Origin of the sequence: Campylobacter blaseri, assembly GCF_013201895.1 — a bacterium.
Taxonomy (GTDB): domain Bacteria; phylum Campylobacterota; class Campylobacteria; order Campylobacterales; family Campylobacteraceae; genus Campylobacter_B; species Campylobacter_B blaseri.
The window spans coordinates 602,794-627,523 of record NZ_CP053841.1 but is presented as its reverse complement, the minus strand read 5'-3'; the positions used below and the strand labels follow the sequence as shown (position 1 = coordinate 627,523).

General features: G+C 29.1%; 20 protein-coding genes. 7 read left to right on the top strand and 13 right to left on the bottom strand.

The features are described 5' to 3' along the window. Positions 1-22: 22 nt before the first annotated feature. Positions 23-283: a 30S ribosomal protein S18 gene (gene rpsR, locus CBLAS_RS03230; protein ID WP_106870088.1), complete on the top strand. Its 261-nt coding sequence runs from the start codon at positions 23-25 to the stop codon at positions 281-283. A gap of 732 nt (positions 284-1,015) precedes the next feature. Here rpsR and CBLAS_RS03225 read toward each other — a convergent pair. The 6 genes from CBLAS_RS03225 to CBLAS_RS03200 form a co-directional block, all read right to left on the bottom strand. Further along, positions 1,016-7,390 carry a hypothetical protein gene (locus CBLAS_RS03225; protein ID WP_106870086.1) on the bottom strand — a complete coding sequence of 2,125 codons (6,375 nt, stop codon included), beginning with the start codon at positions 7,388-7,390 and terminating at the stop codon, positions 1,016-1,018. A 22-nt stretch (positions 7,391-7,412) separates the two neighbouring features. Then, complete coding sequence (gene hpf / locus CBLAS_RS03220) at positions 7,413-7,955, bottom strand: ribosome hibernation-promoting factor, HPF/YfiA family (RefSeq protein WP_106870084.1); 543 nt, start codon at positions 7,953-7,955, stop codon at positions 7,413-7,415. Positions 7,956-7,967: 12 nt separating this feature from the next. Beyond that, complete coding sequence (locus CBLAS_RS03215; RefSeq protein WP_106870082.1) at positions 7,968-8,420, bottom strand: hypothetical protein; 453 nt, start codon at positions 8,418-8,420, stop codon at positions 7,968-7,970. Continuing rightward, positions 8,420-9,349, bottom strand: a complete 930-nt coding sequence (locus tag CBLAS_RS03210) for a prepilin-type N-terminal cleavage/methylation domain-containing protein (RefSeq protein WP_106870079.1) — start codon at positions 9,347-9,349, stop codon at positions 8,420-8,422. Before CBLAS_RS03210 ends, CBLAS_RS03215 begins: the two co-directional genes overlap by 1 nt. 1 nt (position 9,350) lies before the next feature. After that, positions 9,351-10,106, bottom strand: a complete 756-nt coding sequence (locus CBLAS_RS03205) for a type II secretion system protein (protein ID WP_106870077.1) — start codon at positions 10,104-10,106, stop codon at positions 9,351-9,353. Between the two features lie 86 nt (positions 10,107-10,192). Then, positions 10,193-10,927 (bottom strand): pyrroline-5-carboxylate reductase, encoded by a 735-nt coding sequence (locus CBLAS_RS03200; RefSeq protein WP_241517570.1) that lies wholly within the window; start codon positions 10,925-10,927, stop codon positions 10,193-10,195. A 102-nt stretch (positions 10,928-11,029) separates the two neighbouring features. Between CBLAS_RS03200 and CBLAS_RS03195 the strand changes: the two genes are divergently transcribed. Both CBLAS_RS03195 and lon read left to right on the top strand, forming a co-directional pair. Next, positions 11,030-11,674 (top strand): outer membrane protein assembly factor BamD, encoded by a 645-nt coding sequence (locus CBLAS_RS03195; protein ID WP_106870072.1) that lies wholly within the window; start codon positions 11,030-11,032, stop codon positions 11,672-11,674. 14 nt (positions 11,675-11,688) lie between these two features. Further along, positions 11,689-14,091 carry an endopeptidase La gene (lon, locus tag CBLAS_RS03190; RefSeq protein WP_106870070.1) on the top strand — a complete coding sequence of 801 codons (2,403 nt, stop codon included), beginning with the start codon at positions 11,689-11,691 and terminating at the stop codon, positions 14,089-14,091. 26 nt (positions 14,092-14,117) lie between these two features. On the opposite strand, the gene CBLAS_RS03185 is transcribed toward lon, so the two are convergent. Further along, entirely contained in the window at positions 14,118-14,687 is a 570-nt protein-coding gene (locus CBLAS_RS03185; protein WP_106870068.1) for a PAS domain-containing protein, read from the bottom strand. A 123-nt stretch (positions 14,688-14,810) separates the two neighbouring features. Between CBLAS_RS03185 and CBLAS_RS03180 the strand changes: the two genes are divergently transcribed. Continuing rightward, complete coding sequence (locus tag CBLAS_RS03180; protein ID WP_106870066.1) at positions 14,811-15,245, top strand: hypothetical protein; 435 nt, start codon at positions 14,811-14,813, stop codon at positions 15,243-15,245. Positions 15,246-15,263: 18 nt separating this feature from the next. Here the strand turns inward: CBLAS_RS03180 and CBLAS_RS03175 are convergent, their stop codons facing one another. The 3 genes from CBLAS_RS03175 to rpmB form a co-directional block, all read right to left on the bottom strand. Next, complete coding sequence (locus CBLAS_RS03175) at positions 15,264-15,491, bottom strand: HP1242/YdcH family protein (protein ID WP_106870063.1); 228 nt, start codon at positions 15,489-15,491, stop codon at positions 15,264-15,266. A gap of 134 nt (positions 15,492-15,625) precedes the next feature. Further along, positions 15,626-16,747, bottom strand: coding sequence for a potassium channel family protein (locus tag CBLAS_RS03170; RefSeq protein WP_106870061.1), 1,122 nt, complete (start codon positions 16,745-16,747; stop codon positions 15,626-15,628). A 26-nt stretch (positions 16,748-16,773) separates the two neighbouring features. Beyond that, positions 16,774-16,965 carry a 50S ribosomal protein L28 gene (gene rpmB, locus CBLAS_RS03165; RefSeq protein ID WP_106870059.1) on the bottom strand — a complete coding sequence of 64 codons (192 nt, stop codon included), beginning with the start codon at positions 16,963-16,965 and terminating at the stop codon, positions 16,774-16,776. A gap of 145 nt (positions 16,966-17,110) precedes the next feature. Between rpmB and rpe the strand changes: the two genes are divergently transcribed. The 3 genes from rpe to alr are packed head-to-tail and all read left to right on the top strand — an operon-like array spanning position 17,111 to position 19,722. Further along, positions 17,111-17,752 (top strand): ribulose-phosphate 3-epimerase, encoded by a 642-nt coding sequence (gene rpe, locus CBLAS_RS03160; protein ID WP_106870057.1) that lies wholly within the window; start codon positions 17,111-17,113, stop codon positions 17,750-17,752. Positions 17,753-17,755: 3 nt separating this feature from the next. Continuing rightward, positions 17,756-18,541, top strand: a complete 786-nt coding sequence (locus CBLAS_RS03155; RefSeq protein WP_106870055.1) for a 3'-5' exonuclease — start codon at positions 17,756-17,758, stop codon at positions 18,539-18,541. A gap of 11 nt (positions 18,542-18,552) precedes the next feature. Next, positions 18,553-19,722 (top strand): alanine racemase, encoded by a 1,170-nt coding sequence (alr, locus tag CBLAS_RS03150; protein ID WP_172658172.1) that lies wholly within the window; start codon positions 18,553-18,555, stop codon positions 19,720-19,722. 643 nt (positions 19,723-20,365) lie between these two features. Here alr and CBLAS_RS03145 read toward each other — a convergent pair. Genes CBLAS_RS03145 through mfd form a run of 3 tightly spaced genes read right to left on the bottom strand, consistent with a single transcriptional unit; the run spans position 20,366 to position 24,726 of the window. After that, the gene (locus tag CBLAS_RS03145; RefSeq protein WP_106870052.1) at positions 20,366-21,025 is read right to left on the bottom strand and encodes a 3-methyladenine DNA glycosylase; all 660 of its coding nucleotides are present in this window, start codon (positions 21,023-21,025) and stop codon (positions 20,366-20,368) included. Further along, the gene (locus CBLAS_RS03140; RefSeq protein ID WP_106870050.1) at positions 21,018-21,785 is read right to left on the bottom strand and encodes an ATP-binding protein; all 768 of its coding nucleotides are present in this window, start codon (positions 21,783-21,785) and stop codon (positions 21,018-21,020) included. The genes CBLAS_RS03145 and CBLAS_RS03140 overlap by 8 nt, the downstream gene beginning before the upstream one ends. Further along, on the bottom strand, positions 21,772-24,726 hold the full coding sequence (gene mfd / locus CBLAS_RS03135) for a transcription-repair coupling factor (protein ID WP_106870048.1): 2,955 nt from the start codon (positions 24,724-24,726) through the stop codon (positions 21,772-21,774). Before mfd ends, CBLAS_RS03140 begins: the two co-directional genes overlap by 14 nt. Positions 24,727-24,730 lie beyond the last annotated feature (4 nt).

Sequence of the window (24,730 nt, the reverse complement as noted above, 5' to 3'; positions counted from 1 at the left end):
AAATATAAAAAAGGAAATAAAAATGGCAGATAAAAGAAAATATGCTAAAAAATATTGCAGATACACTGAGGCAAAAATTGAGTTTATTGATTATAAAGATACTCAACTTTTAAAATATTGTCTCTCAGAGAGATTTAAAATAATGCCAAGAAGATTAACAGGCACATCTAAAAAATACCAAGAAATGGTTGAAAAAGCTATCAAAAGAGCAAGACATGCAGCCTTAATCCCTTATGTGGTTGATAGAAATGATGTAGTTGCTAATCCATTTGAAATTTTATAACTCTTAATTCCTAGCTTTTTATGCTAGGAATATTTGATTATTGTCTTAAATTTTGTGTATTATTATTCGAAATATTATTACAACCACTCTAATTTATCTTACAAACTTTACCATTTAGCATCTAAAATTTTTAATCTTTGTCTGCTTTTAAATTTTTGTGAAAAATCTAATTAATGCTTAAGACCTATTAATAATCTAAACTATTTATAATTTTCTACAAGGATATTACTATTTTATTTGAATTTGTTTACTATCTTTATTTTAAAATTTTTCGCTTAACATACAGCAAACTTAATGGCAAGATAAAAACTATGAATGACTAATATATTAGATAGTTTAAAATGTAAATTAATATTCTTAGTATTAAGAAATTACTAGGAATATTAATAAATTTTAATTAATAAAGACCAAATTTTTCATCTTTTCTTCTATATAAAACTCTTAACTTTGCATCTATATCATAAAAACCAAAAATTGCTTAGCTTCGTCTGACTTAAGTAAATTTAAAGCCTCTTTTATATTATTATATTAACAGCTATTAAAAATAGTAAAACTTATAAGGATTATTTACAAATTAATAAAGTTTTTAAGTAAAATATTCATATTTTGATAATACTCTTATATATGTATATTAAAACTTACTTGGAGCTTTAACAACACACATTAAAATTATATGAAAATCATAGATAGTTAGTTTAAAGAGAGGCTTATTACCTCTCTTTAATCAGTTTTTTACCAGTTCATTCTGTTTTGTCGTATTATTGAGCCTACAGAACCTGCAGTATCAGACTTATTACTATCTAAAAATACTCCTACACTATCGCCTGATTTAGTGCCTCCTCTTCCTCCCCATTGTGAGTTTGGGTTAGGTATAAATTCTATTTCAAACTGATTTTCTATTTGAGTAGCACTTGAGCCATGAACAAACCAAGGATTAGTTGTAACTTTTACAAAACCAGATACTGGTGCTTTCGTGCTATTTATGGTTAATTTTTCTGCATAATTTGTTGATTTATCTAGCGTTCTATCTCTGTTTATACTAACGGCGCTATTGTTAAAATTATAGCTACTAATAAAATTATTTATATCGCCCATATTATACTCTTCAGCCTTATTAATATAAAAATTTGGTCTTTCTGGTATAGTTGATATATTATCCCTTAATAGTGTAAAATGATTGCTAGCATCATCCTTACTGCACTCGCTACCGCCTACTCCGTCATCACAATATACCATAGAGAAAATATTTGGTTCTATATCAGTACCTTCTCTTGCTATATATTTTAAGTTTTCTGAGTTAGCATTTCCATAATAAAAATATGCCACACCGTTAATAGGAGCATCTCTTGTACCGTCTTTAACTATATCTCTTGTATATGGATTTAAATAATAACTGCTAGCTATAATTCCGTTAGTGTTTGGCTTTCCTGCAATTGTTTTAGTATCAGTATCAAGAGGCAATTCTTGCATAATAAAACTATCGTTTTTGATAAAGTCTTCTGCATATAACATAACAGGATTATTTGGAATATTAGGATATCTTTCAAAATTTATAGAAACGCTTGCTTGCGATATACCATTATCTTTAAATGAATCTCTATTAAGATTGAAAGCTGGTATTTTATTTCTTTTTGGACCTCTGGCTATATTTTTACTATTTATATTAATTTTTGCCTTAGAGCCTGCTACAAAATATTTTTCGTCATCCGCAAAGATAAAACCTAACTTGCCAAAATTGTCAGTACCAAATATAATAGAATTTAACAAACCTGCTTTTCTAACTCTGGAGTTTTCTATGATTTTATAATCGCTTGAATTTCCTATAACATTTACACATCTAGGATCGGTTGCATTGCTATCACAATCAAATGTAAAATCCAATCCAAAATTAACATCTCTTGCATAGCAATTTTTATTATAAAGTGTTACTATAGCTGGCTCATAAATATCATTTTCAGCTGTTCTAGCACTTGCATTAATATCAAGTTTAGCACCCATGCTTTCTGCATCATTACTAAAAAATGTATAATTTTTTGCAGACGAATTATTTTTTAGATTATTTAAATTTATAACAACATCGTTATGTCTAAATCTTAGATGTGTACTTAAAGGATTTTCTCCTTTATCAGATACATTTGAAACAGCTATATTACATCCTACTTTGCCTAGTGCATCAGCTGTTGATCTTGAGCTATTTACATCGCAATCTGCCTTTTTTGCATCTTCAAAACTCCAATCAAAGTCATAAATAGTAAGATTTGCATCTCCTATATTATAGTAATTAAAGTATTTTTCGCCAGTAATGGTATTTTCACCAGTATAAATAGTTGCATATCTTTTTGAGATTTTTTTATTATTTTCATAGCTATTTAACTCTTTATTAATCTCTATTCTATTATGCGTTTCATCAAAAGTTCCATCACTTTTTAAAATTCCAAAGTTTGCAAATATTGGATTATTAGAAGGCTTCCAAACCTTTTCTGTTAACCCATTGTCTTTTCTTACAGCAAATACAGATTCAGCAGTACAACTTCCAGCCAAATTAGGCATTATCCCACTGGTATAATTATGTTCTCTTTTGTCTCCAAACATATTTTCCTGTATTGTTTGATAATATCCTGGCAGGTACTCGCCATCATATCCAGCTGGGTATATACCTCTGTTAAAAATATCTTGATTATCATTTGGGTTTCCGGCAACTCTAATCTTTGACGTGTTAAGATCTGATCTAAAATAAGCAGGTCTTAAAACAAATACCTCATTAGGTCTACAAGTAACAAAAGCACCTTGTGCATTTAAAACACTTCCGTCAGTTAAATCAGAGTGATTACCAAAAGTCTCTTTGAGTTTACTGCAATCTACACTTTCAATGCTTTCTCCAGCCAGACATTTTTTATAATTTTCTATGTCTTTTGTCAAATTACCATCTAAATCTTTTTTATTTACTCCTGATGGGGTATAAGCAAGAACAAAGGTATAATCCTTTCTTGCATAACCTATATCTAAACCAGTTATCATAACTTGCTTTCCTGTTAGTTCTGGATTTTTATCATTTTTAAAACTAACTTCATAACTATGATTAAGCTTATTGCAGTCTTTTCCTTCATTCAATTCAACTGTTTCTGTTTTTAAAACTCCATCTTGATAGTAACTTCTCTTAACTTTATCTTTTGGACAATTTTTCCAAACAAATGGCATAGCATCAAGAGCTGTTGTGGTTATCTCACTACAACCTCTATTTGCTATCCTATCTCTAGTAACTAACATAAGCTCTAGTTTTCCATTTGGATCAAATCTTTCAGCTTTTTTTAGTTTGTCATACTCTTCTTGGGTATAATCTTTAAAAGTTTTTCCATCCGAACTATATACTCTGTATATTTTTTCATTACCACCCCCAAGCTCTTCAGTTTTATGAGCAAAATCAGCTTCATACACTAAAGTAACATTAAAATCTTTTTTGCCAACTTGAGTATAAAGTGTTGATTTACTATTATCTTCATCATCAGTATCTACTATATAGTTTTGATTTGCAACTTTAAGTCCCCCTAGTGATACAACATTTATATCTTTTACTCCGTCAGATTCATCACATCTATCTATAAAATTATCTTTTTTTCTATACGATATAACTTTACCATCAACTTCAAAACTAAAATTTAGTAAAAATGAATTTGCTACGAATCTATTTCCTAAGATAGTATCGTATTCAACATAAGATGCTTGCTGGTTATTTAAAACACCACCAACTACAGCACCGTTTGAAATTTTGCCCGCACCTTTTCCTAAATAAAATGTAAGATCTCCATTTTTAAATTCGTTTAATTTTTTATTTTTATAAGCTTTATCCTCTGATTTAGATCCATATTCTACTACACTTCCTGCTTTGTCTTTTTTTAAAGGAGTTTCGTATGCTCCTTCTTTGCCATCTTCAAGATAGACAAGTTCTCCTCTTTTTGGATGTTCATTATTATTGTATCTAAGTCTGTTATCGGCTTTAGAGCTATTTGGTAAGTAGCGAGTGTTTTTATCATTTAAAAAGACAGTTACAGCAAGTCCTTTTGCCGGTCGTATATTTTTTCCTTTTGAATCATTTTTAAAAGTAATTCTGTTATTTAATCTTTCGCCTCTTACTGCACTAAATTTATCTTTAACTCCTGCTTGATTGTAGATATTTTCTACATAACATATTTGAGGTCTATATATATCTGTCGAAAAGGCTACAGTTGAAATAAACATACTTCCTGGAGAAACTATCTCAGTTCTTGTTAAATATTTTCCTTGCTTAACATTACCTATAGCTTTAGTTTTTAGTTTAAGATAAGCCTTTCTACTTTCTTTTCCTAGCTTATCTGTTATATCATATGAATCCACACTTAGCATAGGAGTTTCATTGCCAATATGTATGCTTTTTTGTATAGATTTATTTTGATTATAATCTATATATGTATAACTAGGCATAAATTGTTTACCCACCTTAGCTATCTCTCCAAAAACATTTTGATAATTATTTGACTCACCTTTGATGTTTAATTCTGAGTTATTATCGCTAGCCAAGCTTGATAAAAAATAACCTATCTTAGCTGGTTTCTCTTCTACATCTGGAGTATATAATCCATCAAAGTAAAGATTTTGTTCCAATTCAAATAATGCATCAGTTGGCTGTTCTAAATCTTCTGTCCAATTTATAACAGTTTTTGCATCTGTCATATCATAAGTAAAACCATCATAAAGGGCAACTGATTTTGGTTCAAATTTATCTTCATTGTTATATATAACAAACAATGACCAACCTCCATAACTAGGAAACAAAACTTCACTAGTCCATTTATCAATACTAAAGTTATACATAGTTATCTGTTCATTATCATTAAAAGTTCTTCTTGATTGAGATAGTCTCATATATGTTGGCATTAAATCAATTATATAGTCTCTAGTCATATAGTAAATATCATCTTGTTTTTTAACAAATTCTTTACTCTTATCGCGTAACTTATATAGATACTCTTCTTCTTTCAGTATATCTAACATCTTATCAGTTACTCTTTTTCTTTGTTCTTCTGAGATAATAAGTATTTTTCTATTCATAAAGTTCTTGATATCTTGTGCAATAACTACTTTGTTTGAACTACTCATCTTTTCTTGATATGTATTAGTGGCATCAGCACAACTACCATCACACCACATCTCCTTAGGTAATGATGTTTTGATACCTCCAACTGTAATCATTTTTGATTTGTCAAAATTTTCTCTTATAATGTCAGTTACATCCGCACTTGCGCTATAAAACATTCTAAAACCAACTCTATTTCTTGCAATTAAATCAGGTTGGTTAAAAACATTGGTTATGAATGGTGAATAAGAATAAGCAGCATAAGTATCATTCATACTTGCAGTTAATTTTATAGGATCCATATCACCAACTTGTATAGCTACATTTCTATATCCTTCTATCTCTTTATAAAAGTCTGCATATTTTGCTTGAGCAAAGGCTGAAGGAGTATCATTAGCTGCATAAAACATACCTTGCCAATAAAGTCTTGCATATACAATATCTTTACCTTCTATTTTCAAAATTTTTCCATGTTTGTCTTTTATAGTAGGTACTTCAAGTTTTGCTGTTGCTGAGTTTGAATACTCTTTTTTAACAATTGAATCACTTTTTTCTCTATCCCTAAAAAATGTAGAATATTCTCTTTCAAATTTATATGCATTGTGTTTTATATCTTGTATAAATTCAGAATCATTGTTTTTATCCTTAACATTTTTTGGATTAAATTGCCCTTTAATTATAGAAGCTCCTGTGCTTAGAAAATCACCATAAACAACATTTTGAGTTAAGTTTTTAACATAATCATTTAAGGGATAATTACCATTTGGTATAAATCTTGGTTTTAGTTGATTGGCTTTGCCATTATAACTGGAAAATTTAGCTCCTTTTAGTTCTTGTGCTTTTATAGTATCTTTTATACTACCTGGATTTTCTTTGTTACCTACCCCTCTATCGCATTGATATCCATCTTCATGGCAAGCCATAGACCACTCCATCATAGGTTTTTCACTTTGCTCACCAACCAAAAATACATCTTCTGTTGTTGTAGTTTCTTTTTCTTCTGTACAAATTTTGCATTCTATTCTATCCTTGCTTACAACAACGTCAGTTATTCTCTCATCTGTAGCAAATGCATATATCATAGGTGCTTTTGGGATAGGCGTTCTTTCAGCTATACCTGCAGCTCCATAACATTTACCGTCTTCTTTTCTTACTAACCTACCTAAATCACCACACATATCTTGATAGTCTATTATATGATCACAACTATATTTTTCATCCAAAGTTAATTTTGGATCATTTAACTTGTCATCACTAACTATTTGTTTAGCAAAGTTATGCCTATTAGGAAAGTAACTTGAAGCACATTTTGTTGCAGGAGTAGCAAATACTGTTTTGCCATTTTCCCAATCTGTTTTAATAACCTCATATCCTGGAGCCTTTACAAGGTGTTCATTCTCATCTATTTTTTTACAAACTCTACATCCTTCAATCTCACCGCGGTATATATATTCTAAAAAATCTTTACCAAATTTATTTTCAACTGTAACTCCATAAACTTCTTTACAAGTTTTTCCAGCAGAAGCCAACCCTAGATATTCACTATCTAGACATTTAAATTGAGAAATTTTTCCATATCCACCAAGCTTTGGATAATAGTTTTGGCACTCTTTATATATCTCATATTCTTCGCCTGTTGGTACTGTATCTGGCAAATCGGCTCTTTTATATATTTTATTTCCTGCATATAGGTTTGCACCTAAGAAACCTGTTATGCCATTTGACATTCTAAAATATGAAGCATTGCAAATTTCTAATGCTTTTTTCTTACACTCACCGTAGGCTTCCTTACGTGCTTTTTCATATTCTTTACCATAATTGTAACCTATATATCTTTTAGCTATTTCCTCATCCATACATTTATTGTATTCAACATTAAAGTAGTTAAATGGCAAAATTCTAGCCTCCAAACCACTAAAGGCAACAAAAAAAGAAAAAAGTCCAATTAATATCTTAATTTTTTTAAAATTAAAAAACTTATCTTTACTAAACAACATCTTAAATCCTTTCATTTGGCTATTAATAAAGACCAAATTTTCCATCTTTTCTTCTATATAAAACTCTTAACTTTGCATCCATATCATAAAATACTAAAAATTGTTTAGTATCATCTGATTTTAGGATACTTAAAGCCTCTTCTATCTCAAGCGGCTTATATATTTCAAGCTCCATTGGTACTATCTCATCTATATCTTCTAGCTCTTCGCTAGTAATAGCATCGTGCATATCTAGAAGTTGCTCTTTTATCTCATCTTTGTTTTTAACAGTTATGTTTTTATCATGGTGTCTTCTTAGAACCTTTGAAGCTCTAGTTGCTATGCTATCAATTGCAGCATATAGGTCTTTATCTTTACCACTAATTACGATAGTGTCTTTTCTAGCTAAGTTCAATGCTAGATCAACAACAAAGCCTTTTCTGCCTTTTTTTTCATCAGCAGAAATAACACATCTAATGGAAATAATATCTAAATTATATTTTTCAAAACTCTCAAAAGCACTAACTATATAGTTTTTTATAGATTCAGTGAGTTCAAATTGTTTTCCAGTAATACTAATATTCATTTTTTCTCCTTTTTAAGGTCTTTGAATTATTCTTTTATGTAAGCTAATTGGTTCAGTTGTTGAGTTGTTTATGCTTTTTACTGATATATCTAGCATCGCAATGTTATCTACTATATTATGCCTATCTTCTAATGTGTATATTGCTGAAAGAATTCTATTACTACACCCTGTAAGATTTCTATCAAAATACCACATAGAAACTTTTGCTTCTAAAATAGCATTTACTCCTCCAGATGGATAAAAAACTTTAACATTTTTTAAGCAATTTGTAGAATAATTATGATCTTGCATTGCCATTATTGCAATCTCAGCAGCACTTCTTGCTAACACTTCGGCTTGTTCTCTTAAATATATATTAGAAGATTGTTTTATAGTACTAGTGGAAAAACTAAGTGCCATCATGCCTAAAGTAGCTATTAAAACTACAAAAAACACAGCCATTATTAAGCTAAATCCTCGCTTCATTAGTACACCACCTTTGTTTTACATACTATAAAACCATCTCCAAAGCTATTTGGAGTGGTAGTTCCATCTTCTTTTAAATTTTGCCCTTGCATGCAAATTTTTACCTCTATATTTTGTTCTAAACTTCTAAATCTAAAAACAGTAACATCTCTTGCAAGTATAGTTGAGGTTCCATTCTGATATGTTTGTCCACCATTCCAAGGTCTATAATTATAAAATAATCTCAAATTAAATCTACCATTAACTACCTCATCAGGAACAATGGCATATGCAGTATGTGCTAAAATATAATTCTCAGATATATCTCCTGAATAAGCTGATGAAGGTACTTTCAAAACCTCTTGGTTGTTTTGCAAACTAACATTCATTATATTATTACTAGCACCACTAGTTCCATAAAATCCATATCCATTTCCATCTCCTATTAATAGATGGTTAAATATAACAGCTAAGTTATTGGAATTACTTCCAACTAGAATGCTGTTATCTTTTATATCTTTAAAGTTACTTCCAGGGCTTATTAATCCTACGGCTAAACTACTATTATCTATATCTGCAAAACCGCTCCAACCAATGCTGTTTGCACCACCAAAATTTCTACTTTCTGAGCTTGCTCCTATCCATTCAAGTATAGTGTATTTTTCATCTAGCTTACTATCATATATTGATATTATATCTTTATTTATTGCATGTGATATCTCTGGCTTTCTGCCAATCACACTTCCCTTAACTCTATCTGTAAGCATTGCACTTATCTTTTCTAGCAAAGCATCTGTTTTATACTCTAGTTCATTTATAATTTTTGAATAAACATAGTTTCTATAAATATTTAGATATATATCCGTAGCTATAGTTGAGATAATTCCTACTATGACTATGACCATAACAAGTTCAATTAAAGTAAAGCCTTTTTTAAAATTATTTTTCATATTATTTCCACTCTTTAGTTCTAAAAAATGCCTGCCCTATATTTGTAAAATACCCTACTAGTCTAACATTATAAATGTCTCCATCAAAAGCATCTACTATAACTCTTTTTATATTGGTGGCTGTTGCTGAAACTCCCGTGTTATCATTACTTAAATTTTTTATTATGTTTAGTTCATTTCTATGATTACCAAGATTCCAATTGTCTCTCATATAGTTAACAGATACCCTTACGGTAGTTCTGATTAAAAAGTCACCATTATCTTGTAATGGATTTATTGTAAAGTTTTGATCATTGAAATCATCAATATCATTTAAATTTCTCTGAATACCATGACTTGTTCTACCAAAATTAATAGGAGCAGTTGAAATAAAACCACCCTTACTAAACCATCTTAGATTATCCGACTCTCCTGGAAATTTTTTAGAAAAATTCAAAATTCCAACTCTTTCATTTGCATTTCCGCCTTGCAGGGCTATATTGTAAATTGGAACAGGCATAGGAAAGTTGTTGACTTGTGTTATATTTGCATCATCACATGCCGGAGAGTATCTACATCCTACTTGCAAATGACCACTATCCCAAGCACCTTGCATTACTCTTCCCATCATGGATTTAGCATGAAATATCAGTTCTTGTTTAATAGCAAATTCGTTTGATTTTTGAGATTGAACAATTATTCTAGGCAGTACACTCACTGAAATACCTATAATAACAATAGCAAACACTAACTCTATGAGAGAAAAGCCTTTTTTCATTTAATTATCCCAACTTAACTTTATTTAATACCTATATTATATCTAAATAAAACTTAAATGCAAAACAACTATATATTTATTTTAAATTATTTTTTATTAATACTTCTATTTAGTGCTTCCATAAAAATACCTCTAATGCCATTTTTTTCAAGAAAATAGACTCCTTCTATTGTCATACCTTTAGGGGAGCATACTTTTTCTTTCATAATTGCTGGATGAAAATTTTGCATTAATTCTACACTGCTTTTAAAAGATGAATTAACCAAACTCCTAGCTAATTCCTTGTTTATGCCCTCTCTAACACAACCATTTTGTAAAGCTTCATTAATTAATGCAAGATAAGCAGGCACACATCCACTAACTACGCCAGATATTTTAAACTCATCATCACTATAAACTCTATATATATCACCAAACTCTTTTAATATTTGAGCTGCTTTGCTATCATCATCATTTGTATAGTAAATAGTTGTTGAAGCTTTAAATTTTGCTGCTATATTAGGCATGGCACAAACTCTTACTTTTGAATCAATGTGTTTTAAATCTTCTAATTTAGTCATAGCCAAAACACTTATGCAAATTTCTGCTTTTCCAACTAGTTTTTTAGATACCTCTTTTAATGCATATGGCTTAAAAGCTAAGATTATATTTTTCCCTTCGATATCATATTTTTGCCCGTATAGTTCATTTTTAATATTAAATTCACTTAAATATCTACTATCTTGCTTTTCTCTACTTACTATAATGACTTTAAATTTGCTACTTAAACCTATAGCCATAGCCTCCGCCATAGAGCCATTTCCGAGAATATAAATTTCCATTTTTAACCTCATATTAAAATATTTATTATATTTTACAATAATTTAGCTGTTTATTAAGAGTAAAATTGTAGAATTTAAAATTATAATCAAAAAAGGATGTTTATGAAATTTTTTATAAGGCTTATTTGTTTAACATTTATAGTAGCTATAATCACTGGTTGTGGAAGTAAAAAATCTGGTGTGTATAATTTGCCACCACATGCATGGTATGAGCAAATTTCAAAAGATATAAGAGATGGAAATTTAAAAGCAGCAAATGAACACTATATGCAGTTTTCAAGCGAACATATATCATCACCTCTTTTAGAGCCAACACTTCTTATTTTAGCTCAATCAAACATACATAATCATAAGTATATGGAAGCAAACGAATATCTTAATCAATATATTAGAAGATATGGAACTAGAGAAAAAATTGAATATGCCACATTTTTAAAGATAAAAGCAAACTATGAATCATTTAAAAGACCAAATAGAAATCAAAATTTAATAAAACATAGTATAAATGAGATAAATAATTTTTTAATTAACTATCCTCAAACACAGTATAGACCACTTGCAGAAACTATGCTAATTAAGTTTAAACTAGCAGAGTTTTATCTAGATCAAAATATACAAGATTTATACGAAAGAACTGATAGAAACATATCAGCAAAAGTATATGAAGAAAAAATTCAAAATTCAAAATTAAAAGATGCAAATTTAGTACCGCCACAACTTCCATGGTATAGAGCATTTTTTGAGTAAGGAAATGAGATAAAATGGAAAATAAAGAAAACAAACTTGTTATAAAAGAGTTACCAATAATAGTAGAGGATGAACTTTTTTTATATCCTTTTATGATAACTCCGATATTTTTAAATGATGAAGATAATATTTTAGCCCTTGAAGAGGCTATAGATAAAGAGAGCATGGTTATGGTTGCTAGTAGCAAAGATAGCTTTCATACAAAAAGAGATTTTAACTCAATCTATAAAGCAGGTGTTATTGGAAATATCATGAGAAAAACAAACCTACCCGATGGTAGGGTTAAAATTCTCTTTCAAGGATCATATAAAGGTGAGATCATTGAAGGATTATCAGAAAAACCCCTAATAGCTAAAGTAAGAGCAATACAAACATATCTAAAAAAAAGCGACAAGATAGAACCTCTTACAAATGTTCTAAGACAAAAGATAAAAACTCTAAGCTCTATGACACACTACTTTCCGCCAGACCTTTTAAGGACTATAGACGATAGCATAGAGCCAAATAGATTAACAGATTTAGTTCTAAGCTCACTTAGACTTTCAAAAAATAAATCTTATGAGTTTTTTATAGAAAAAGATTTAGAAAATAAATTTTTTAATTTAATTGACTATATAAGTAGAGAAATAGAGGCTCAAAAACTAGAAAAAGAGATAAAATCCAAAGTTCATTCAAGAATAGAACAAAATAACAAAGAGTACTTTTTAAAAGAGCAGTTAAAACAAATTCAAAAAGAGCTTGGCACAGATAAAGACAAAGAGCTAGAAATAGATGAGTATAGAAAAAAATTAGAACTTAAAAAACCACATATGAATAGTGATGCTTATAAAGAGATATCAAAACAAATTGATAAATTTTCTAGACTTCATCCTGATTCTACAGACTCATCTATGGTGCAAAGCTATTTAGACTGGGTTTTGGAAATTCCTTTTGAAAAATTAGCAAAAAAACGCTCATCTATGGATGAAGTTAAGAAAATTTTAGATAATGAACATTATGCTTTAGAAAAACCTAAAAAAAGAATTGAAGAATATTTTGCTTTAAGAGAGCTTTTAGAACTAAGAGGTATGGGAAATAAAGCAAATAATGGAGTTATTTTATGCTTTGCAGGACCTCCGGGTGTTGGAAAAACCAGCTTAGCTAACTCAATTGCAACGGCTTTAAAAAGAGAGCTTGTAAGAATAGCTCTTGGTGGACTTGAAGATGTAAATGAACTACGAGGCCATAGAAGAACATATGTTGGTGCTATGCCTGGAAGAATAGTTCAAGGACTAATTGATGCAAAGCAAATGAATCCTGTTATGGTGCTTGATGAGATAGATAAGATTGCTAAGAGCTTTAGAGGAGACCCTACTGCTGTATTACTTGAAATTTTAGATCCTGAGCAAAACAATAGTTATAGGGATTATTATTTAAATTTTAATATAGATTTAAGTAAAATAATATTTATAGCTACAGCTAATGATGTATCAAACATACCTGCTCCACTTCGTGATAGGATGGAATTTATCTATTTAAATTCATATACCCCTCAGGAAAAATTTGAAATTGCCAAAAGGTATTTAGTTCCTCAAGAGTTAAAAAAACATGGGCTTAAGCCAAGCGATGTAAATATATCTGAAGGTGCTCTAAAGCTTATAATAAGCGATTATACAAGAGAAAGTGGAGTTAGAAATTTAAGAAGGAGAATAGCTGATATTTTAAGAAAGGCAGCTGTTAGTATATTAACAAATAAAGATAATAAAAAAATATCGGTTAATCTTAAAAATTTACCACAATTTTTAGATAAAAAGGTTTATGAGATAGATAGTGTTGATAAAAATGATCAAGTAGGTATTGTAAATGGTCTTGCTTGGACAAGTGTTGGTGGAGATGTTTTAAAGATAGAAGCTGTTAAAATAGAGGGAAAAGGAAACCTTCAAATAACAGGTCATTTAGGCGATGTAATGAAAGAATCAGCTCAAATAGCACTAAGCGTCGTGAAGGTTTTAATTGATGAAAAGGTTATTAAAATTCCTTTAAATTCTATAAAAGATTTAAAATCGAGCGAAAAAAAAGATACTCAAATTTATAATAATTACAACCTTCATATACATGTGCCAGAAGGTGCAACGCCAAAAGATGGTCCAAGTGCTGGTATAGCTATGGCAACAGCGATTGCATCTATTTTTTCAAATAAAAAAGTAAAATCAAATGTAGCTATGACAGGAGAACTAACTCTTAGTGGAAAAATTCTTCCTATAGGTGGATTAAAAGAAAAATTGATAGCCGCACATAAGGCAAAGATAACAAAAGTTTTAATACCTAGAAAAAACTATGATAGAGATTTAGTAGATATACCTGATGAAGTAAAAAATGATCTGGAAATAATAGCTGTAGACACAATAGATAATGTTTTAAAACTAGCTTTAAATTAAGTTTTACCTAAAAAGGTAAAACTTAATTACTTTTTAAATATTGATTTTATTTTATCAATAATCCTAGCCAAAAAATTTCCTTTTGGAGTTACTAAAGATTCTATAAAATCATCATATGTAGTATTGTTTTCTTTTAAAAACTCTTCTAGGAATTTTCCACTAGCTTCCATTCCACCAGTTTTTTCAAGTTCAACTAGTTTTTTATATATAGGCTCCATTGTTTTAATAGCGCTTCTTGGAGGTGCCATTCTGTAAGCGGTATAACTTACAATTCTATTTCTAGTTGGATCATATAAATTTTCAAAGTCAGTTATAACCCAGTAAAATCTACCATCTTTTGCTAAGTTTTTAACTAAAGCTTTAAAGTTTTTGCCCTGTTGAATTGTATCCCACATTAACTTAAATGCAATTTTTGGCATGTCAGGATGTCTAATTATATTGTGAGGTTGTCCGATTAATTCATCTCTTGTGTACTGAACAATCTCTACAAAATAATCATTTGCATAAGTTATAATCCCTTTTGGATCTGTTTTAGAAACAATATACCTATTTGGTGTTAGTTTAATCTCTTTATTAATTGGCTCTGGTCTTTTCATTATAAGCTCCTTATGTTTTTTTAACCTTCTTTTAATATTATATTCTAATATTCCTTAAAATTATTGAATTTTATGTAATTAATGTTATAATAAGTTATTTTAAACAATACAGAGGATTTTTAAATGAATAAGCAAGATACTATAAAGATTTTTGAACAAGCAATTAGCAATCAAAACTTTATTATGAGCCGTATTAGAAACTCCATTAATAACAATAGAAAAGAAGAAATTGGAGATATAGTTGGAGAAGAGAATAAATTTGGTGAAGTTCTTTATAATAAAAATTTAAAATATCAAAATCTTTTAGGATCTGTAATATATGATAGGATAGATAAATTTTATATACAATGGAAAGAAAAATGTGAAGATATTTTTAAAATTTATATAAAAGATATAACTGTCACTAAAAGGTTTAAATATAACAAACTAATAGGAAGAGATCTAGATAGAGCTATAGGAAGATTTGATGATTTAAATAATACTCATCAAGAGATGATTAACCTTTTTAATATAGCCCTTTCAAGATTAAATGCTCTAAGTGAAGATAAGTTTTTATAAAACTTATCTTAAAAACAATTAGCTATTTTTTGAGTTTTTATACTCTGTCAAAAAAGCATAAATTTTATCTTTTATTTTAAGTTTTTCTTTTTTTAAGTTATCTAACTCAAAATCACTTAGATGAACTCTGCCCTCAACCGCATCTGCAACTTTATGGTCAAGTTCATGATGTTTTTCAAAAAGCGAATCAAATCTAGCATTTTTACCTTTTAATTCTGTAATTAAATCCCTATATTCATGTAACATATGTCACTCTCCTCAGTATAAATTTGTCATAATAATAGCATTTTAAGACTTAAGTGTTTATATATTTTTAAAAAGAATTTATAAATAAAATTAAAATTTTAATAAAAGAAATTTTTTATGCTTTAAGCTCACAACTAAACATATTTAAATTCTTGTGGTTTATATCTGTTTTGAATTAATTTTCTTGTAAGCATTATCCCTTTTGCAGTTCCTATAACTAACAATTTAGAATTTGTTCCTATGACGACATCTCCATTTGGCATAGCAATAAAGCTTCCATTTTCATTTTCTATCCCAACGATATTTGCGTTTGTCATATCTCTTAAGTGAGTTTCTTTTATCCTTTTAAATCTAACCCATGAATGCTCAGGAACCTCAATTTCTTCAATATCAATAAGAGTATCTTTTTTATATAAAAATTTATCTAAAATATTTTCCATATCAGGCCTAACGCTAATAGCGCTAAGTTTTTGTGCGGCAAGCTTTGAAGGAAGAATTACAGAATCTGCTCCAAGTTTTTTAAGTTTTTCAGCATCGCTTTCATTATCAGTTGAAGTCATTATAAAATATGGTGTATCAATCTCTAGCTCTTTCTCATATAGTCTTACTGTTGCTACAATTGCTATATTATCGGCTATGCTAGAACTAAGTGCGATAACCCCTTTAGCGCTTGATAAATGGGCTTTTAACAAAGATAGCTCAACATGCGGTTCGCCTTGTATATAATAAGGATATTTGTGCTCTTTAGCTATTTCATTAAAATTTGGATCATTGTCTATAACTACAAAAGGTATGTGGTTTTCTCTAAACTGTTTTGAAAGTTCAATTGTATAAATGTTGTGGTGACATATTACAAAATGATGCTTTAATCTTGCAATTTTACTTATCATATTTCTCTCCCTTATTGCATTTATAAGATAACCTTTTTTAAAGGTCTCTATGACTATACCCAAAGAAAAGGTAAAAGCACAAAAGCCTGCAAAAATAAAAGCTACAGTAAAAATTCTACCAGCAGGAGTTATTTCAGCAACCTCAGTAAAACCAACAGTTGTAAAAGTCATGCCTGCTTGGTAAAAGGCATCCATTAGATTAAAACCACTAAATGCCATATATCCAAAAGTTCCTATCATCATCAATAGGACAACTAGAATCAGTGGTAATCTAAATGGCTTTAATTGAACATAAATTTCTGTATTTGCGTTTATATCCGGTCTTGAGTTTTTTGACCGGTCGAGGAATCTGTTTATCTTATCCATAAGGATTTATTCCTCTTTTTACTGGTTTATCTAGAATTTTTCTTCATTGTTCTTAATGTAGAAGCTGCAACTTTAATTCTTTTAGTTGTTCCATCTTCTAAAGTTACACGAATCGTTCTTAAATTTGGTAAAAATCTTCTTCTAGTTTTGTTATTAGCATGGCTTACATTGTTTCCTGACATTGCGCCTTTGCCTGTAATAGCACATCTTTTTGACATTATCTTTCCTTATTTGATGAAATTAAAGGTGTATTATATCAAAAAAACTTCAATTCTTACTTAAACGATATTTAAAACTCTGTTTTATTAAATTTTATGATTTTAAAAGATAGAATAACACTATCATTTTAAAAAGGAAACTACTATGTATGTAGCACCAAGTATTTTATCAGCTGATTTTGGAAATTTAAGTAATGAGATAAAAGCCGTATGTGAAGCTGGGGCAGATCTTATTCATGTAGATGTTATGGATGGTCATTTTGTTCCAAATTTAACAATTGGACCACTGGTTGTAAAAGCCGCAAAGCAAGCAAGTACAAAACCACTTGATATACATTTAATGGTTGAAAATATTCCATTTTTTGTTGATCTTTTTTTACCACTACAGCCTAAATTTCTAAGCTTCCATATAGAAGAAGAAAAACACCCTTTAAGACTTATAAGCCATATTAGAGATAACGGCGTAAGTCCTGCTATAGTTTTAAACCCACACACGCCAATTAGCACCTTAAAACACATCATTCAAGAGGTTGATATGGTTCTTTTGATGAGTGTTAACCCTGGATTTGGTGGACAAAAATTTATACCTTCTGTGATAGAAAAAATAAAAGAGCTAAAAGAGCTCATATATAAAACAAATTCCACCTGCATGATAGAGGTTGATGGTGGGGTAAATGGTTTAAATATAAGCGAACTAGATGAGGCAGGAGCTGATATAGTAGTGGCTGGAAACTATATATTTTCATCAAATGATTATGCAGAATCAATAAAAGCTTTAAAGTTATAAACTTTGAATATAAAAACTGATAATCTACTTAATCTATTAGCAGCAAAAAGCATTAATTACTATGATTTTATCCATAATGCAAGTAATATAGAAGAGATTGTGGAACTTTTTGATCCTAAAGATTTTAGTATGTGGCGAGCACTTGGTGCAAATGTAATAAAGCTTGACAATGGTAAAATAACATTAAAAACAAGAGAAACAAATATAGAAGATCAAGTTTTTTGCATTGTTGATATTGAAACAAGTGGTGGTATAAATAGTGGGCAAATTATAGAAATAGGTGCTTTGAAAATTAAAAACAAAGAGATTATTAGCAAATTTGAGACATTTATTAAGGCAAAAGAGATTCCAGAAAACATAACAGAACTAACAGGTATAAGTGTTGAAGATGTCAAAAATGCTCCGAGTTTGAAAAATGTTCTAGAGAAATTTAGGATTTTTCTAGGAGATAGTGTTTTTGTGGCGCATAATGTTGAGTTTGATTATGGTTTCATTAGTAAAAGCATGGAAAACTTAGGGTATGGACCTCTTTTAAACAGAAGACTTTGCACTATAAATCTTGCAAGAAGAACTATACCTTCTAAAAAATATGGTCTTTGCTATTTAAAAGAGCTGCTTGGGATAGAAAATACTCATCACAGAGCTTTAAATGATGCCATTAGTGCCTTTGAGGTATTTAAAACTTCACTAAAATTTTTGCCATGGACTGTTCAATCAACCGAAGATTTAATTGAGTTTAGTAAAAAAGCACCGCCTGTTAAAATAATAAAAAAAGAAGATATTAGTTAAGGTAATTTAGTTTGGAAAATTTATATAAAATCAAAGACAATATTTATGCAAAGATTAATTTAGATAATTTAAAATCAAATTTTTTAATTTTAAAATCAAAACTTAGTAAAAATACCAAGTATTGCGGTGTCGTAAAGGCAAATGCTTATGGACATGGAAGCGTTGAGATTGCTAAATTTTATGAAAAACTAGGCGCTGATTATTTAAGTGTCGCAAGGCTTAATGAAGCAGTTGAGTTAAGACAAAATGGGATAAATTTGCCCATCCTTCTGCTTTCACATAGTATAAATATAGAATTAGCGATAAAACACGATATAGAGATGTCATTGTATGATTTAGAAACTGCAAAAATTATGAACATAAAAGCAAAAGAAGCCAATAAGAAACTTAAAGTTCATATAAAAATTGATACAGGTATGTCAAGAATTGGTTTTTCTAGTTCAAATTTGGAAAAAACTATAAATGATATTAAAACTATTTCAAATTTAGAAAATTTAGAGATAATTGGAATTTTTTCTCATTTTTCAAACTCAGATGACGATGATTTTAGTTTTTTTAATAAACAATTATCTAAATTCAGTAAAATCTTAGACTATCTAAAAAAACAAAATATAGATATTCCTATAAAACACATCTCTAACTCAGCAGGTTTTATAAATCACGATAATGCAAATTTTGATATGGTAAGGGTTGGCATAACAGCTTATGGTTTATACCCATCAAAAAATCAAAAAGATATAGGACTTCACCCTGTGATGAGTGTTATGGCTAAAATTATCAATGTAAAAATTATAGAAAAAGGAACACCTGTTAGCTATGGATTAACTTATATTGCAAAAGAAAGAGAAAAAATTTTAACAATAAGCGTTGGTTATGCTGATGGTTTTTTAAGACAAAGAACAGATCCCATGGTTGTTATCAATGGTCAAAAATATCCTGTAGTTGGTAGGATATGTATGGATCAATGTATGGTTAAAGTTCCTTTAAACCTTGATGTAAAAATAGGAAATGAAGTTATGATTTTTGGTGAAGACACCATAACAGCTACTGATATAGCCGATAGCTGGGGTAGCATAAACTATGAAGTTATCTGCGCTGTTGCAAGAAGAGTTCCTAGGATATACTTTGAAGATAACAAACTTGTAAAAATGGTTGATTATATAAATCCTAGCAATGTTTAGAATTTAATATTAAAACTCAGTCCTAAATAATCTTAATCTTTTAAACATTAATAAAGTTTATTTTTATATATTGATTTTATTATTATTTGAAAATTAGCTATTTAATATAGCTATATTTGTTTATATTAGTAGTTTATAAAATATACTATTTACCGTTATTTGTAGCCATTTTTAGTAAAATCAAAATTTTATATTACCTTACAAAGGATTTAAATAATTTTACATAGCATTTTAAAAGCCTTTCAATGATCTTTAAATACAATTTCAAATAATACAATTAAAACTATGCTGATAACATAAGGTTTTTATATGTTTGTCTAATTTCATATCATAACTTTCATAATATAAATTTGCTTTTTATATGCAATACTTGATATAAACTTTTTTTAAAAGTTTAACCATAAAATTATTACAATAATTTATAATGCATAGTCCATCACCTCTAAATTTGACTATTATATATGTGGTAATTCAACCATTAAAATAGCATAAGTACCATAAAAAACCATCAACATATACATCTAATTTTAGTTAAATAGCATTTTTTAAAATTGTATTAAATGGTATTTAAATGAATGGTGGATAATTTTCCTTTTATTCATAGTGAAGTTATGCGAACTCATTATGGTGTTAAATTTTAATATTAACTTAATTCAAGTAGTTTTTTAGCCTCTTTGCTAAGCAATTTACCTTTGAAATGAACTTTTGAAAACTCAACTATCGCCCCGTGATAGGCACAAAAAATGGTATTTATACTATCAAATTCATATTTTTGTAAAAGCATATCGATATCAAGATAACTAAGCCACTCTTTAGCCTCATCATAGCTTTGAAACTCATAATTAAGATAGTTTAAAATTCTCAAAGTATAATTATCAACTACCATCTCTTCTTTACTACAAGCATAGCACAAAATAGCATCACAACTCTCAAAACCAATTCCTTTTTGAGACAACAACCACTCCCTATCCGCACACTCTTTAAATCTCTCAAAGCTATTAAAATCATCTTGCATAGCCTTTATTAAAATTTTAATTCGTTTAGCTTTTATATTATAAAATCCACTTGGCTTTATTAAATTTGCAAGTGTCTCTATATCAATTTCATATAGTTTTTCTAAGTTTAATAAATCATAATTTTTTAAATTTTTTAAAGCAAGTTCTACATTATCCCATTTTGTATTCTGAGTAAGTATCGCCCCTATTACAACCTCAAAAGTTCCATAATTAGGCCACCATTTTGGATTAGTTTTATCAAAATTTGAGTTATTATATACTATTTCAAAAAGCTCTGTGCTATTCACTTAAAGCCTTTTTATAGTTTATAAAAAACTGCTTTGCGGTTCTTCCACTTCTGCTACCTCTTAGCATTGCAAATTTCTTTGCTTCTTCATGAAGCTTAGATCTATCCACTTCATACCCATTAAAATAGCTATCTATAATTTTTAAATACTCACTATAACTCCCTTGATAGAAACTTATCCACAACCCAAACCTATCCGATAAAGATAGTTTTTCTTCAACAGCATCGCCATAATGAATCTCTCCATCTAAAATGGTCGTATCTTCATTATCTTTTTTAAGCTCTTTTATCAAATGCCTTCTGTTTGAAGTGGCATAAATTAAGACATTTGAAGGTGTTTTTTCAATACTTCCTTCTAATACAACTTTTAAATATTTGTAACTAATATCACTATCTTCAAAACTCAAATCATCACAAAATATGATAAACCTATACTCTTTTTCATCCCTTATTTCATCAATTATATCAGCTAAATTTACCAAATCATCTTTTGAAATTTCAATAATTCTTAGATTATTACCCACAAATTTTGTAAATACAGCCTTGATTAAAGATGATTTTCCACAACCTCTCTCACCCCACAAAAGAGTGTGACTTGCCATTTTATTTTCTATGAAATTTTTAGTATTCTTTAAAAGCATATCCTTTTGCCTACTAATTCCAATCAGGCTATCAATATCTACATAATCAATATCTCTAACAGGTTTTAAAATACCTCTATTTCCCCTATAAATAGCAGCTTTTATATTAGACCAATCCACTTTTAAGCTCCTTTCTAAGATGTGATAAAAGCGTATCTATTATGTCATCATCATCTTTGCTTCTTGATTTTAAAACAACCTTGCTATCATCAAATTTTACATATGAGATATTCATTTCATAATTAGAGATTGATTTTATATTTAGCTTATTTGCCATTATTTTTATAAGCATAATATCTAAAAATTGTTTAGTATAAACATCAGGTTTTCCAAACCTATCTTCCATTTCGCCACTAATTTCATAAATTTCATTAACCTCATTTGCCTTACTAAGTCTTCTATAAAGCTCTAATCTAATTCTATCTTCTTTAATATATTCGCTATTTAAAAAGGCATTTATACTAAGTTTCATATCAACACTACTTAAAACTTTTGCCTTTTTGTTTAAAAGTGCATTTATCTCATCTTCAAGCATTTTTAGATAAAGACTATATCCAATAGCCTCTATATGTCCACTTTGAGCTTCACCAACTAAATTTCCACCGCCACGAATTTCTAAATCATGGTAAGCAAGCACAGAGCCAGAACCCAAAAATGAGTTGTTTTCAAGTGCTACTAGTCTCTTTAAAGAGTCTTGTGTTAATGTGTTTTTATCTTCAATTAAATAATAACAATACCCCTGTTTATCACTTCTTCCAACCCTTCCGCGAAGCTGATGAAGATCGGCAATTCCAAAGTTGTTTGCATTTTCTATTATTATCGTGTTTGCATTTGGCATATGAATTCCACTCTCGACAATGCTAGTGCAAAGCATTAAGTCATACTCTTTATTTAAAAACTTTTCAACTTCAAGCTCTGTTGTTTTCATATCAATTTGAGAGTGTAAAATTAAAATTTTTAAATTTGGAAAAATTCTAAGTAGAGATTTTTTAACCTCATCTATGGTTGAAATTCTATTATGGACATAAAATACCTGCCCGCCTCTTCTTAATTCCCTAGAAATGGCCTCTTTTATAACTTTTTCATCCCACTCTTTAACCAAAGTTCTAACATCTAATCTGTCACTTGGTGGGGTTGCAAGTGTGCTATAACTTTTAATTGAGCTAAGTGCCATATTTAAACTTCTAGGAATTGGTGTAGCGCTTATGCTTAGAAGATGTGAATTTGCTGAGATTGCTTTTAATTTTTCTTTTTGCTTAACCCCAAATTTATGCTCTTCATCTATCACTATAAGACCGATATTATTAGCTTGTAAATTTAAAAGAGAATGTGTTCCAACGCAAACTAAAGGTACTTTGTCAAAAAGAGCTTTTTTTAAAGCATTTTTTCCAGCAGTTGTGGTAAATCTATCAAGTCTAAAAACAGGTATATTAAAATCTTCAAATCTCTTAACTAAACTTTGATAATGTTGTGATGAAAGAAGTGTTGTTGGAACAAAAAATAGTGCTTGATAACCGCTTTTTACAGTTGCAAAAATGGCATTCATAGCAATCTCAGTCTTTCCAAAACCAACATCACCACTTACAAGTCTATCCATTACTTTACCACTTTTTAAATCTTTTAAAATAGCATCAACACAAGTTTGCTGATCTTTTGTATATTCAAACCCTGCTTCTTGTAAAAATTTAGAGTATTCTACAAAGTCTGATTTTATTATCTTACCTTCAACCAACTCTCTTTTTGCAGCAATTTCAATAATCTTTGAAGCTATGGCAAAAAGTTTGGCTCTTACTTTTTCTTTGATTTTTGCAAAGCTACCCTTGCCTAGCCTATCCAAAATTGCAACACCACTTGCAATATATCTATCTATCATATTTAGATTTTCAACAGGCAAAAGCAGTTTATCGTTGTTTTGGTAGATTATACTTACAAACTCACGCTGTGAACCCATAACAGTTGCAAGCTCTAAGCCCATAAATTTACCAACACCATACTCTTCATGAACTACAAAATCGCCAACCTTAAGTTCATCAATTATAATGCTAGTTTTTTTAACTCTTTTTTTCTTTTTAAATTTATTTAAAGAGATTACTAACTCATCTTTTGAGATTAAATTTATAACCAAATCACTTATGATAAGCTCTAAATTATCTTTTGGGGTTAACTCTAAACTTTCAAAAATAGCACTATTTTTTGCTAAAATTTTAATCTTTTTTTCTTTGTGAAAACTAAGAAGTTCATTTGAAAAAGTAGTATCAAAGTCTTTAAAATTTATAGGCTGTGGAATTATTTCAAATTTTTTAATTATATTCTTTACATAGCTAAATTCATCTTCATCAAATTTTTTAACACTTATATGGCTAAAACTATCTAAATAATCTATAAAATCATCAATCGCCCAAAACCCAAGTGAGTTTAAATCACTAATTAGCGAATTAGTATCCAAACTCTCTATCTCTTTTGTTGTTTTTTCATACTCATCTTCGCTTAAACTTGCTATAAATGGCGAAATTTCAACACTTTCGTACTCTTTTTTTTCACTTATCTGTGTAGTTTCATCAAAAACTCTAATACTTTCAACTAAATCTTCATCTAAAAGTATCCTATAAGGTTCATTTTCTCCAACAGGAAAAATATCAATTATCTCACCTCTAAAACTAACCTCACCGCTCATCTCAACTATATCAACAACCTCATATCCAAAACGAATTATCTCATCTTTTAGCTCATTTAAATTTATCTTATCACCAAAATTAATGGATTTTATTTGCAGGTGTTTTTTAGCTGGTAGTTTTTTTAGTATAGTTTTTATTGGTGAGATTATGATTTTATTTTTATTTTTACTCTTATAATATCCGCTTAACTCTTTACTTATGCCAATTAGCTCTTCATAGTATGATCGCAAATCATCGCCGTATTCAGCTCTAAAATCAGGCAAAACATATGTTTCAAATCCTAAAAATTTTAAAGCATCTTGACAAGTTAATGCCTCTTTATCATTTTCACATATTAATATATCTTTTTTGTTTTTTAAAAAATACTCATAAACTTTTGCTTGCATAATA

What these genes read in the sequence shown, in the direction of transcription:
- CBLAS_RS03215 (WP_106870082.1), bottom strand. Translation starts at nt 8,420, where the DNA reads ATGAAGCGAGGATTTAGCTTAATAATGGCTGTGTTTTTTGTAGTTTTA.
- CBLAS_RS03200 (WP_241517570.1), bottom strand. Translation starts at nt 10,927, where the DNA reads ATGGAAATTTATATTCTCGGAAATGGCTCTATGGCGGAGGCTATGGCT.
- mfd (WP_106870048.1), bottom strand. Translation starts at nt 24,726, where the DNA reads ATGCAAGCAAAAGTTTATGAGTATTTTTTAAAAAACAAAAAAGATATA.
- rpmB (WP_106870059.1), bottom strand. Translation starts at nt 16,965, where the DNA reads ATGTCAAAAAGATGTGCTATTACAGGCAAAGGCGCAATGTCAGGAAAC.
- CBLAS_RS03170 (WP_106870061.1), bottom strand. Translation starts at nt 16,747, where the DNA reads ATGGATAAGATAAACAGATTCCTCGACCGGTCAAAAAACTCAAGACCG.
- rpe (WP_106870057.1), top strand. Translation starts at nt 17,111, where the DNA reads ATGTATGTAGCACCAAGTATTTTATCAGCTGATTTTGGAAATTTAAGT.
- CBLAS_RS03225 (WP_106870086.1), bottom strand. Translation starts at nt 7,390, where the DNA reads ATGTTGTTTAGTAAAGATAAGTTTTTTAATTTTAAAAAAATTAAGATA.
- CBLAS_RS03195 (WP_106870072.1), top strand. Translation starts at nt 11,030, where the DNA reads ATGAAATTTTTTATAAGGCTTATTTGTTTAACATTTATAGTAGCTATA.
- CBLAS_RS03185 (WP_106870068.1), bottom strand. Translation starts at nt 14,687, where the DNA reads ATGAAAAGACCAGAGCCAATTAATAAAGAGATTAAACTAACACCAAAT.
- hpf (WP_106870084.1), bottom strand. Translation starts at nt 7,955, where the DNA reads ATGAATATTAGTATTACTGGAAAACAATTTGAACTCACTGAATCTATA.
- CBLAS_RS03175 (WP_106870063.1), bottom strand. Translation starts at nt 15,491, where the DNA reads ATGTTACATGAATATAGGGATTTAATTACAGAATTAAAAGGTAAAAAT.
- lon (WP_106870070.1), top strand. Translation starts at nt 11,689, where the DNA reads ATGGAAAATAAAGAAAACAAACTTGTTATAAAAGAGTTACCAATAATA.
- CBLAS_RS03205 (WP_106870077.1), bottom strand. Translation starts at nt 10,106, where the DNA reads ATGAAAAAAGGCTTTTCTCTCATAGAGTTAGTGTTTGCTATTGTTATT.
- CBLAS_RS03180 (WP_106870066.1), top strand. Translation starts at nt 14,811, where the DNA reads ATGAATAAGCAAGATACTATAAAGATTTTTGAACAAGCAATTAGCAAT.
- rpsR (WP_106870088.1), top strand. Translation starts at nt 23, where the DNA reads ATGGCAGATAAAAGAAAATATGCTAAAAAATATTGCAGATACACTGAG.
- CBLAS_RS03210 (WP_106870079.1), bottom strand. Translation starts at nt 9,349, where the DNA reads ATGAAAAATAATTTTAAAAAAGGCTTTACTTTAATTGAACTTGTTATG.